Annotated in this window: 8 protein-coding genes; 5 read left to right on the top strand and 3 right to left on the bottom strand. The window is 44.9% G+C overall.

Annotation, left to right across the window (positions count from 1 at the left end):
* Positions 1-3: 3 nt before the first annotated feature.
* The 3 genes from ACT3IB_RS00830 to ACT3IB_RS00820 all read left to right on the top strand — a co-directional run bounded on the left by ACT3IB_RS00830 (position 4) and on the right by ACT3IB_RS00820 (position 4679).
* Complete coding sequence (locus ACT3IB_RS00830; protein WP_491537118.1) at positions 4-1308, top strand: ABC transporter permease; 1305 nt, start codon at positions 4-6, stop codon at positions 1306-1308.
* A 351-nt stretch (positions 1309-1659) separates the two neighbouring features.
* Positions 1660-2619 (top strand): TolB family protein, encoded by a 960-nt coding sequence (locus ACT3IB_RS00825; RefSeq protein ID WP_491537117.1) that lies wholly within the window; start codon positions 1660-1662, stop codon positions 2617-2619.
* 179 nt (positions 2620-2798) lie between these two features.
* Positions 2799-4679, top strand: coding sequence for a M36 family metallopeptidase (locus tag ACT3IB_RS00820; protein ID WP_491537116.1), 1881 nt, complete (start codon positions 2799-2801; stop codon positions 4677-4679).
* 76 nt (positions 4680-4755) lie between these two features.
* Here the strand turns inward: ACT3IB_RS00820 and ACT3IB_RS00815 are convergent, their stop codons facing one another.
* On the bottom strand, positions 4756-7095 hold the full coding sequence (locus tag ACT3IB_RS00815) for a M1 aminopeptidase family protein (protein ID WP_491537115.1): 2340 nt from the start codon (positions 7093-7095) through the stop codon (positions 4756-4758).
* A gap of 208 nt (positions 7096-7303) precedes the next feature.
* On the opposite strand from ACT3IB_RS00815, the gene ACT3IB_RS00810 reads away from it, so the two are divergent.
* Positions 7304-8308, top strand: a complete 1005-nt coding sequence (locus tag ACT3IB_RS00810; RefSeq protein ID WP_491537671.1) for an alcohol dehydrogenase — start codon at positions 7304-7306, stop codon at positions 8306-8308.
* 53 nt (positions 8309-8361) lie between these two features.
* On the opposite strand, the gene ACT3IB_RS00805 is transcribed toward ACT3IB_RS00810, so the two are convergent.
* The gene (locus ACT3IB_RS00805) at positions 8362-9138 is read right to left on the bottom strand and encodes an inositol monophosphatase family protein (RefSeq protein ID WP_491537114.1); all 777 of its coding nucleotides are present in this window, start codon (positions 9136-9138) and stop codon (positions 8362-8364) included.
* 113 nt (positions 9139-9251) lie between these two features.
* Between ACT3IB_RS00805 and ACT3IB_RS00800 the strand changes: the two genes are divergently transcribed.
* Positions 9252-11426: a Tex family protein gene (locus ACT3IB_RS00800; protein WP_491537113.1), complete on the top strand. Its 2175-nt coding sequence runs from the start codon at positions 9252-9254 to the stop codon at positions 11424-11426.
* A gap of 835 nt (positions 11427-12261) precedes the next feature.
* Here ACT3IB_RS00800 and ACT3IB_RS00795 read toward each other — a convergent pair.
* The gene (locus tag ACT3IB_RS00795) at positions 12262-13299 is read right to left on the bottom strand and encodes an aldo/keto reductase (RefSeq protein WP_491537112.1); all 1038 of its coding nucleotides are present in this window, start codon (positions 13297-13299) and stop codon (positions 12262-12264) included.
* Positions 13300-13309: the final 10 nt, after the last annotated feature.

Here is a 13309-nt window from a genome sequence, read left to right as displayed (position 1 = left end):
TTCATGAGTTTGCGTCAGATTTTACTCGTACTCAAGCGGGAATACATCACCCGCATCCGTTCTAAAGCCTTCATCCTTGCAACGGTTTTAATTCCACTGGGGATGGTTGCCTTTTTTGGCATTGTAATAGGGATATCATTGTGGGATTCCGATACTGAACAGACCATCGGTATAGCCGACAAAACCGAAGTGCTTTATCCCCGCCTGCAAGAAATCGCTTCCGATCGCTATAAAAATTTATCCGATCTGACCAAAGATTCTTTGCAGGCATTAGTCCAGCAAGAAGAAATCGATGGGTTTATCGTTCTTGATGAAACGCATATTGAAGGACAAAATGATCCTGAATTTGTATCCAGCGGCAGTGGCGGACTCAAACTGCAAAGTACCCTGCGTACTGATTTGCGCGAAGTTATCCGAAATGAGCGGCTTGCCCGGGCAGACGTGTCTGAAGATGTTCAGAAGATTTATGAAAGTGATATTACCCTGACAACAACAAAACTCACCGAAACCGGCGAAGAAACCGAAGATGATACCGGCTTTTTAACCATAGTTGGTTTCATCATGGGTGCCATTATTTTTGGTGCAATTTCTGGATACGGCGGCCTTATTACACGAAGCGTCATCGAAGAGAAAACCAATCGCATTATTGAAGTTATTGCCTCATCGGTAAAACCCATCGAATTACTTTTTGGGAAATTAGCGGGAATAGGGGCTTTAGCGCTCACTCAAATGACTTTTTGGGTCGCTTCTCTCCTGGGACTCGCCGCAGCGGCAGGACCGTTAGCCGGGATATTTCTCACCGAGCAAATGTCAAATATGCCCGATACTCCCCAAGCAGCACAAGCCCCACAAGGTATTGATCCCGAAGCGTTTACGATTCCCGCCATTGACACTTCGCTGATTATCTACTTTGCCATCTTTTTTATCCTCGGATACCTGATCTATGCTTCCATTTTTGCAGCTATTGGCTCGGCCGTAGATTCAGAAGCAGACACTCAACAGTATATGCTTCCTGTAATGGTTCCGATTTTTGTAGCCTATATCATTATGTTCCAAACGATGAACAATCCCGATGGCACGCTTTCAGTCATTGGCTCACTGATACCCTTCTGCACGCCCATCGTGATGATTACCCGTATCGCCATTACAGATGTCCCCTTTTGGCAAATATCGCTCTCCATTCTGTTGATGATCGGCACCTTCATGGGAACAATGTGGCTGAGTGCTAAAATATACAGTGTGGGAATACTCAGCTATGGCAAAAGCACCAGTTGGAAAGAACTCATGAAATGGGTTCGACAGGGGTAAATTTAGTAGTGAGTATATTGAGTAAAACCCGTCGTCATTTCGAATCCCGATTCATCGAGCTGAGAAATCTATGTTTACATTCAACCTATGCCCGTTTATATACGTAAAACCAAGATCACTCCCTGCCTCCTGCCGGCCTAAGGGTTAGGGGTAAGCTAAGTTGAGATAACCATTTAAGGATCACCGTTTTGCGACGCTCCCTATCAGCTAAACTGTAGGGAATCGAAAGTTTTCTTGTTATTCCTATTTTTTTTTTGCGAGATTTATTATTAAATATTCGAGAGGGTGCTACGCTTTGGGTTCCCGTGTTTAGGAGACAACAAATAGTAAACAATATTCAAAAGGGAACCTATGAAAACTACATTTCCTGTTTTATTTTTTTTAGCAATTCTTACTTCCTGCAACTTATTGGGCAACGGTGATGACGACCGCCCGGACATTCCCGGCAAGATTGTTTTTGCCGCTGAAGACGCCAATGGCAACTCTCAAATTTATCGTATGAATGCTAATGGTTCGGGGCTGCAGCAGCTGACCCATCTGGAAGACGGTCACGAAGCTCATGAGCCCTCTTGGAGCCCCGACGGCCAACAAATTGTGTTTTCGACCTCTTTGCGGGCCAGTTCAAACGGACTTTCACTGTATGTGATGGATGCCAACGGGAACAACATGCGCCCGCTGCACGAACGAGAAAACTCTCATATTCCCACGCCCGGCTCGTCTCCCCGCTGGAGCCCCGACGGGACCAAAATCGTCTGGCACCAGTGCGTCAACTGCCAGCTGGGGACCAACTACGAGCTGTTCACCTATGATGTGGCCACCAATGCGGTCAGCCGACTCACCGACAACCGCACCAGCGAGACCCATCCCGCCTGGAGCCCCAATGGCCGCCGGATTGCCTTTGTCTCTAACCGGGACTATGTGGAGGCCGATTCCCTGCGGTTTCGAAAGGATCTATATCGGATCAATGCCGATGGCAGTAACCTGCAGCGGCTTACCAAAAATGGAAACGCTACCCGTCCTAAATGGAGTCCTGATGGAAATCGTATTGCATTTGAATGGAATATTCAAGGGAATGACATTTTTATATATGATTTTGCTGGCAGACAGATCCAAAACATCGAAACCGGATTTCAATTTGCTGGAAACCCCCTCTGGAATAAGGATGGAACCCAGCTCTTTATATTTGGAAGAGAAACCGAACAGTCCAAACCTGAGGCCAAATTGATAACTATCGAAAGCAGTTCGGTCAACATTATCCACAAAATAACATTGGACAAAATTGGAAGAAATTATGATTGGTATAACGATTAAAAAATCAAAGAATATGCTTGTTATAAAGCATAACTAACAAATAAAAAGCCCCCTAGGCATTTCCAGAATCCTGCAAGATGACCGGAAAATAACCTGCGGGGGCCGGTGTATATGTGTCATCCGTTTAACAGATGGCATCATACACCTCCAATATAATCAAAACATATGGAGGTTCCATTATGAAAAGACTCAACCTAACCTATCTGCTGCTTCTGTTCGTGCTCGCGTCCTGCGATTTGCCGATGAGCAATGTCAGTGATGATAAGCAAACTACAACCATATCCGGTATTCCATCAGAAATATCCCCGGGCACACCGCCTGCAAAAGCCGACTCGATCCGCAAGGCGATCTGGCAGCAGTTTAAAGACCAAAACGGGTCGAAATGGCAAGTGCGCTGGAATAAACGCACCGGTCTGCCGGCGTCCATCTTTTCGGGACTCACCAAAAAAACGTATCCCGGCAACGCCGAACAGGCCGCCCGCAACTTTCTCGCAGATCACGGCACCCTGTTTGGCTTTAAAAGCCTGAGCCGGCTGCAGCATGTGAAAACCCAAATGCACCGCGGCATCCGCCACGTTACCTTCAACCAGACCGTCAAAGGCGTTCCGGTGTACGAAGCCGAGTACAAGGTGCACCTGCGCCCCGACGGCCGCGTAGATATGGCCAACGGCCGATATTATCCCAACATCAACCTTTCTACAAGCCCGTCGGTCTCCAAAGCGTCAGCTGTTGATGCCGCCCAGTCTGATCTGAATCTGTCCAACGAAACCAAGCTGCAATCGAGCGCCGAACTGGTCATCTATCCCACCGATGAGCAGTTTCGTCTGGCCTGGGAACTTGTCCTATTTTCTGAGGAACCATTGACCGATTGGTTTTTTATGGTCGATGCAAACTCCGGGGAAATCCTGGAAAAATTGAATCAACTGACGGATGTGACGGGTGACGGAAATGTCTATCCCACGCACCCGGGTCTTTCTTCAGTAACCAATAGAGACTTCTACGGTCTTTTAGGCAACGGGTATCTTGACGGAACTTATGTTGATGTACAAAATGCCAGCGCTTCCGAGGCATATTCTTCATCCCATAGCTTTCAATACAGTACCTCAAACACACATTTTGACGAGGCAAGCCTATATTATCACGTAGATAATTTCCGTCGAAATTTTGTTGAGGATCTGGATGCCAGCAATAACTTATTTAATAAATTAACGGCCACTGCCCATGACAATTCCACCTGTCCGAATAACGCCTGTTTCAGTTCGTCAACGCAGGATATATACTTTTCTGACGCCTATCCTTTTGCTAAAGAAGACAAGGTGGTACATCATGAATACGGGCATGCTGTAATCTATGATATCCAAAGCGGTATACAGTCCAGCAGCAACGAAGAGGGAGCCATCAGCGAAGGTACACCTGATTATTTTACCGGGTCATTTACCAATCGCTCCAGGATCCTGGAATATGCGTTGCCGTTTGCCGAACGCGATATGTCAAACCCATATTATTCCGATTATTCGCAACTTCCTCGTGACCAATATGGTGATGTCGATGCATCAGCCCATACCGGAGGCGAATTCTTCTCGGCCATCCTCTGGGATCTGCGGGGCAAAATGAGTGCCAGTGACCTCGATTTCCTGGTGTTCGACGCCCTGTACCGCATAACAGGCGGACCCGACTTTTTGGAGTTCCGCGATGCCATGGAAGCGGCTGACTTTGCTGCATATAACGGAGCTAATCATGACCTAATCCAGGATACCTTCGCTGACTGGGGCATAGGAATGCATACCCCGCTGGACGTAACCATATCGGGCCCCACCCATATTCAAGCCGGTACTTATGAAACATGGAAGGTAAGTGCCTCGGGAGGAAGCGGCTCATATTCCTATACCTGGTATCAAAAGCCCGAAAACAGAAGTTATTGGTCCCAAACGGGAACCGGAACCTCCGAAAGTACGACCGATTATCAGAACTTCTTTCTGAAAGTGGAAGTACAGGATAACGGGGGTCCTAAAACGGGAACAACCATCCATGGCGTACGAGTGCAAGGCTTTCATCCATAAATGTCCACCCTCTTTTGTATTACCTGTCAGATTTTATCAGTCTGACAGGTAATTTGTGTTTGTGAACTGAGTCTTATCAGTTTAACATTTGCTCAACCCTGCGATGCACGCGGACATCATATTCATCCTGTCTGTAATCCGTAAGGAACGCTCGTATTTCATCGTTTATATTCTGCTCCAATCCCCGGACAACCAGGAAACGAATACGCGGATCGGCTTCTTCAAACAGCTCTTTAGCACGCGACAACCAATTTGAAGCCGCATGGTCATGTTGAGTTAAAATCTTCAGCGCCTCACTCCGGATATCATACGAATATTCATTTTCTGTAAATAAGTTAGCTTGTTCTACGGCATCTTCAATCTGTCCTACATTGGCTAACTGCTTGATACCAAAAATAGATCGACGCCCCACGGTATCCGACTGAACTACAGACGCTACAAATCCACTGAATGATTCCTCAGCCATCACTGCCGTCAATACTTGCGTAGCCTTTTTGAACATTGGAAATTCATCAGCTCGCTGTGCTACTGCCTGCACCGTATTAACAACTGTAGTATTCTGAGGATAATTTTGCAGCGCCATTAATCCGGCCTCACGAATAACCTGATGATCACTCTTCAGTGCATCCAAAAATACTTGCTCAGTACCCGATGCTCCTTCCGTGATATCTGCCATAGACAACAGCAGTCCCGCCTCCACTTTGGGCTCAAGATCCCGTTTCATAAAATCCTGAATAGCCAGCTGAAGGTCCGGATTGTCGCTGTGATATCCCAGTTTACGGGCAGCTTTTGCACGTTCCTCGACCGATTCTCCATTCCGAAGATCATCGATCAAAAATGAGGACGGTTTAAACTCGTCGAGTTTCAGCGTTGGGTACTCTTTATAGGATAATTGAAGATTATTAATCGTTGGCTGAACCTGTAACAAAATGGAATCTTCCTTGCCGGTAAATGTCACTTCCGAGGTATCAACGTTCCCCGGATATTGGGCGTACGCTTTTATTGTTGTGAGTTCTCCGAAATAACCCTCTGTAGCCTCAAACCGAAGCTTTAGTGTTCCATCCTCCTCATTCAAATCGTAATAAACCTTATAGGCAACCGAATCAGTTCGAGACAATGCTTCCGAGGTATCAAAAGAAAATTGCGGACGGTCAAACAGTGGTTGACCAATATGATCGTACCAAAAATTCGCATAGTCTTCCCAACTGATTACCCCGCCAACATTTTGCATATCGCTAAGGGTGTCCCGCATAAATGCGGTTATAGATTCATTTTGCCAATTTAAAATTCCCTTTTGCCAACTATTCCATCGCTCCGGTCCAAACTCTTGGTAAATCGATCCCGCAAAATCTTTAGGCTGATCTTTGCTGCTCAACATACTGCTGTCCGGCATGAACTCCTGGAACAATAATGTCTGACTCAGTGTAATAGCATCGGCCTGGCTCCACTGCCGCTCACGCTGCTGCACTCCAAACCACTGGCCGATTATGCCTCGCATCAGCTGCGTGTGCAAATCTCCTCTATTTTCATATAAAAATATGGTTGATGCTCCCCACGATTTTGTCTCTCCGTTGTGATCTTCCAGTACCACAACCTGCATCTGTTCAAAAGGGTATTGCCGCTGCATCTTTTCCTCTACGGACCTCAGATATTCTTGCGCACTCTGCAGTATTGCTTTCGAATCCATTTCATTGACCAATGGTCTTTCTACAGCCAAATTTATCTTCTTTTCCCCATAACTGGCAGATTGGTTTTTAAAACCTCCGATTGCAAATGCCAAGCTGGAAGCAGGAACCTCTTTTTGTGATGCAAACTGATAACGCATGGCATCCACCGAACGCACCTCTTCGCCGACTTTTGCTCCCGTAGCCCAGACCTGTACACCCGACGGAACTGAAATATTAAATGTCGTTTTCAGCGTTACCTGCGGATGATCAACGATAGGAATCCAGTGGCGTTGAGCTCGTGGTAGCTGGGAACTCCACATCGTTTCATTCCCATTTTGTAATACACCAAACTTTGGACGTCCCGAATATCGGATATTTACTTCATACTGCGAACCCACTTGAGCAGAATCATTCACAAGTACAAACAGGGAATCATTTTGGAGAGAAAAGTCTGCCGGCTCTCCATCAACAGAAACATTGCTGATATCCAAATGAGAGGCATATAGGGTCAGTGTATCAGCTCCACTAATATTTGCCTTAACTCTATATTTTGCTTCTCCATCAATACGCAGGTTTTGAGGCTGTACACCTAAATTGAGTTCCAAATTGAGGAAGTCAAAATCCAATTTTGGATAAGCTTCATGATCAAAAGACTGGGCCTTTATATCAGGAACCGTCACCATCATCAGAATCATAAAACCAGCCAAAAGAAGAGCAGGAAGAAAAGAAGTAATACAATTTCTACGCATGAGCAATATCAAGTTAAATATTTAAAAGTCACTTCTAATTTTTTGTCACACATTAGTGTAACGCAATAATATAAGGAGTCTTACACTTTCCGATAAATCTAAGTGAAGCTTTTTTAAATTGTTCCATCAGCTGTAAATGATTAGTCAGTTATTTCTGTTATGCGGATGTGTAAAAAGTTTAACGCAAAATTATTCTCTTATGAACTCTATGAAAGCAATGCAAGTATCAGAACCGGGTTCAGATTTTAAACTCGTTGAAAAAGACATTCCCGCTCCCTCGTCGGATGAAGTTTTAATAAATGTGCAAGCGTGCGGCATATGTCACAGCGATGCCTTTGTTAAGGACGGAACCATGCCGGGTATTGAATATCCGCGGGTACCGGGACACGAAGTGATTGGAACTATTGAATCAGTAGGCAGTAACGTCTCTGAATGGAGCGAAGGTCAACGTGTTGGTGTTGGCTGGCATGGCGGACATTGCCACGAATGCGAAGCATGTCGAAAGGGTGATTTCATCAATTGTGAAAATGCCCGTATAACAGGACTTAGCTTTGACGGTGGTTATGCTGAGTATATGACGGCTCCGCAAAATGCGCTCGCTGCCGTGCCAGAATCGCTGGATTCCGCCGACGCCGCTCCCCTGCTTTGTGCAGGAATCACCACTTTTAATGCGCTTCGTAACAGTGATCTTAATCCCGGTGATCTGGTGGCTATTCAAGGCATTGGCGGACTTGGCCACCTGGGCGTACAGTATGCTCATAAATTCGGATGCGAAGTTGTGGCTCTTTCACGTGGCACCGACAAGAGAGAATTGGCTTATGGGTTAGGCGCCGATCACTTTATTGATACCGAAACCAATGATGCGGCTGAAGAATTACAAAAACTTGGTGGAGCCAAAGTTATACTCGCTACAGCTCCTAACAGTGATGCCATTACTTCTGTTATTGACGGCCTCGGTACCGATGGCACGCTGATGATTGTAGCTGCTACCGGTGAACCGGTTGAGGTAAGTCCGTTTCAATTAATCATGGGACGTAAATCCGTTCGCGGTTGGCCCAGTGGTACGGCTAAAGATTCAGAAGACACGCTCGACTTTAGCGCGCTCACAGATATCACGCCGACTATTGAAACCTATCCACTGGAAGAAGCAAATGAGGCTTATGATCGGATGATTAACAATGAAGCACGTTTCCGCGTGGTTCTCGAAATGTAATTAGTAATCGATTAAGTGTTATTGGGTCGCAATGTTCTGCATTGCGACCTTTTTTATTGAATACTTTCAAACACTTCTAAAACTTCCGGCAACAGTTCTCGGCTGCAGGAAAACCCATTCCCCGATTCAATGGTTTCATTTCCCTTTGTATCACAGAATACACCTCCGGCCTCACGCAGAACAGTGAGTAGCGGTGCGGCGTCCCAGATACTTAACACAGGATCAAACATCAGATCCGCACGTCCCGTTGCCACGAGCATGTGTCCGTAGGCATCCCCCCAGGTGCGGTGGATGTATGTTTTATCAACCAGTGTTTCAAAAGCCTGACCGTAACCAAAGTTGGCAGAAGTGTAACAATCAGTGCTCATAAAACTAGCTTTGCTCAGATCATTACACGAACGTACGCTGCAAGAAATACCATTTAACCGTGCCCCTTTACCTTTGGCAGCATCACAAACCTCATCGAGAACAGGAGAATAGATAATGCCAATCACTGGCTCCTCATCAACTACCACACCGATCAGTGTAGTGTAAAGCGGCACCCCGTGGATAAACGATTTGGTTCCATCGATAGGATCAAGAATCCACTGCACACGGCTCTCCTCATTCTCGTTACCATGCTCTTCACCTATTATCCCGTGATGAGGAAACCGATTGTTTATCTCCTGCCGCATCAATAATTCGGCCTCCCGGTCCGCGACCGTCACCGGCGTATCATCAGATTTACGTTCTATATCATACGATTTATTGAAATAATTTAGAGTATGCTCCCCTCCTTTTTTTGCAATTTCCTTCGCTGCTTCGTGGACTAAATCCAGATCAAAATTCATGTGTATTTAAAGTCTTAGGGTGATTATTTTCAGCAGTCCAAATATAGAATTCAGAATTTGGAATTCAGAATTTCAAACAATCTCAATTTTTAAACAGTTTCGACCTTTCTCACATGACCGATTCACAGATTTTTAACAGTATTGCACAGGAGCTAGACCTTAAATCCAAGCAGGTTAAAAGTGTTGCCGATTTTTTGGATGATGGAGCTACCGTACCCTTTCTGGCTCGGTATCGCCAAGAGGCAACCGGCGGACTCGATGAAGAGCAGATCCGAAATGTGCGGGACAAGCTGGAGTTCCATCGTACGCTCGAAGATCGAAAAAAGACCATACTTAAGACCATCGACGAGCAAGATAAACTAACCGATGAGCTGGAACAGAAAATTAAATCTTGCACCGATCTTAATACGCTTGAGGATCTCTATCTGCCTTATAAGCCCAAACGCCGTACCAAGGGCGATATGGCCAAAGAAAAAGGTCTGGAACCGTTGGCAGAACTTATCTGGGCACAGGAGATCGAAAAGGGCGACCCTATGGAATATGCCTCCAAGTTTGTGGATGAAGAAAACCAAGTAGAATCTGCCGAAGACGCAATGTCCGGTGCCCTCAATATTGTCGCCGAATGGATTAACGAGTCAGCCGACGTGCGCGAAAAGCTGCGCGATATTTTCCAGGAGCATGCCGTCATCAAGACTGAGAAAAATCCCGCCGTGGAAGAGCGCACCAACTTCGAAGATTATTATGAGTTTTCTCAAAAAGCCAAGAATCTAAAACCGTATCAAATTTTAGCAATTAATCGCGGTGAGCGCGAAAATGTACTCTTTGTAAATGTTGAGCTCTGGGATGACATCACCCTCGAAAATATAGACGACGTAGTCATTAAAAACGATATGTGTATCTTTGTGCCCCCCATCCAGGATGCCGTTGAAGATGCCTACAAACGGTTATTGTTTCCATCACTGGAACGTGAGCTGCGAAATAAACTTACCGAACAAGCAGATCAGCACGCCATCGAAACCTTTGCTACCAATCTCTCCAATTTATTAATGCAGCCCCCGCTCGATCACAAAGTAGTTATGGGCATCGATCCGGCCTATAAGTCGGGATGCAAGGTTGCTGTCGTTGATGAAACGGGTAAATATCTGGAAGGTACAACCACTTATCCCACCCCGCCGCAAAATAAAGTGGCTGAAGCAGAAGAAGTATACAGCGACTTAATTGATAAATATGACGTCAACCTCATTGCTATCGGCAATGGAACGGCCAGTCGAGAAACCGAACAAATTATTGCTAATTTCATCCAGAAACGAAAAGAGAAACATCCTGATGAAGAACTCAGCTATATGATTGTCAACGAGGCCGGAGCATCTGTTTATTCGGCATCAAAAATAGCTGCCGAAGAGTTTCCAAATCTGGACGCACCCCAGCGCGGAAACATCTCCATCGCACGTCGAGTACAGGATCCGCTGGCCGAGCTTGTGAAGATCGATCCCAAGTCAATAGGTGTAGGCTTATATCAACACGATGTAAATCAGAACCAGTTAGCACAATCGCTGGATGATGTGGTCGAAAGCTGTGTAAACCAGGTGGGCGTGAACCTAAATACGGCAAGCGCACCGTTATTGGCCCATATTTCCGGCCTAAGCAGTCGTGTTGCCAAGAACATAGTAGAACGTCGGGAGACCAAAGGGGTCTTCTCAGATCGCGAGCAAATCAAAAATATTAAGGGGGTTGGTGACTTTCGCTTTCAACAGGCAGCCGGATTTATGCGAATTCCGGAATCTGACAACCCATTGGACAATACGGCCATTCACCCGGAAAGCTATGAAGCCACCGAAAAATTATGCAATCTTTTCGACATCAATCTCGAAAATTTGCAGGACCAAACAGAGGCGATTGCCAAGAAGTTTGAGAACATTAACAAGGATCAAATTGCCGACCAAATCGGAGTCGGAATTCCAACTTTGGAACTAATCATTGAGAACCTTCAGAAACCCGGTCGAGACCCGCGGGAATCACTACCCAAACCGGTGCTCCGAGAAGACATTATGAAGATGGAAGATTTAAGTGTTGGACAGGATGTTGAAGGCACCGTTCGAAACGTTGTTGACTTCGGCGCTTTTGTAGATATTGGCGTCAAACAAGATGGGCTTTTACACATCTCAAAAATGGCCGATCGTAAGGTCGATGATCCGCACAATATAGTGTCCGTTGGTGACATCCTAAAACTCAAAATTGTATCGCTCGATTTGGAGCGCGGACGCATTGGATTATCGTTGGTCGACTAAAAGTTTTCAGAAAATAATTTTTCGATTCACGATGCCAATTTGCTGGTGAAAATTCTTTACTCCTAATATCCAAAAAGGCTGCCGATCAAAAAGATCGGCAGCCTTTCTTTTTTACAAATCTAGACGATTTACTAAAAATAAGACCCCAAATGCTCTCTTTTTATCTATATTCTTTTTATATGTTTATTATAAATATATGTATTGCAAGTATTTAAGTATTTTAAATTACTAATGATAAATTGTCTGAATAATACAAATACTTCACTTGCCTAAATAATTAAGGTGCTGATTCCGGGATTACTACCTCCCCTTCATAATAAACAAAACTCTTCATAACTTGTTGATTTACATATACTTATAATATCCGATAGCAATCGAAGCAGTTCATGACCTTATTTTATACATGTCCACGCCTAAATTATTTAAGTCCCGCACGAAATGCGGCTATGTTTAATGTAATACATTTTAATAGTTAGTACTTATAAATGATTGGTACGCAATAAATTATCAACTTTTCATGTATCAAATATCCTGACTTGACTTATTCTCTGTCTCTCATTTTGTGCTAATATCAATTCAAATATCAACCGTGTGGAAGCAATCACTGTAAATTATTGGGAGCCATATTTATAGATCTATACTTGCTTACCAAACCACTCGATATAACTTTTCTATGTCATAATTACATATCCCACTTTTTTTATCTTTTTGGCATGATCACTTTTCGTTTTCAAGTTCTTTTTTAACATAAGAAAAGCGGTCACCTGACTGTACAAGTGACCGCTAAAATTTGTCGCTATGGGGAAGTATTTTTCGAACTGTAGATCTAGTTATTTCAGTCGAAATCCCGTTTTCCATTCATCCGTTCTACCATCCAATTTGGATAGATGTCACAGGGCTCGGTAATTTTCGAAATTCGAGTAATTTCTTCACCGGTTAATTCTATCTCTGCCGCCCCCAGATTGTCTTGGAGTTGTGACATTTTCTTAGCTCCGATAATAACCGATGTTACCCCTTCCCTATGGAGCAACCAAGCCAGTGCAATCTGTGGAATTGTGGCCCCTCTTTCATCGGCAATTTCATCCATTACTTCAACTACATCATACGCCTCTTCTTTGTCGATGGGCGGGAAGTCAAAATCGGTGCGTCGCGCCCCTGCCGGGTCTTCTTTGTCGCGCTGGTATTTGCCGGTTAAAAACCCTCCGGCCAACGGAGACCATGGCAGTACTCCAAGCCCTTCTTCCCTGCTGAGCGGAAGCAGTTCATACTCCAAATCTCGACCGGCAACATTGTAATATGCTTGGAGCGAAGAAAAGGTTGCCCAATCATTAGCCTTTGAAATTTGTAAAGCTTTGGCAAGTTGTCGAACACTCAGGTTAGAGCATCCGATGTAGTGAACCTTACCTTGGCGAACTAAATCATTTAGCGCGGACAATGTTTCTTCAATGGGCGTCGTATTATCGACTCCATGAATTTGATAGAGATCGATGTAGTCAGTTCCCAAACGCTCCAGGCTGGCATCAACAGACTCCATGATATGCTTTCGTGACAAGCCTGTATTGTTCACATCACCAGTACCCTCGGCAGCAGCTTCGGTCATCGGTCCACGCACCTTAGTGGCAATTACCGCCTTTTTTCGGTCGATACCCAGATCTTTAATTGCCTTACCCAATATTCGTTCCGATTCCCCAAAGGAGTAGACATCGGCGGTATCAAAAAAGTTGACACCGGCCTCCCATGAGGTCTTTACAATATCCTTTGCCAGATCCAGATCAACTTCACCAATGTTATAGAAAGATGAACCGAATGTCATCGTACCCAGGCAAATCTCAGATACTTTCAACCCGGTATTCCCTAATCGTTTGTATTTCATAGTTTATCGA

Source organism: Fodinibius sp. GM21, assembly GCF_058386955.1.
Note: the sequence above shows the minus strand (reverse complement) of the source record. Positions and strands in the feature narration are given on the sequence as shown.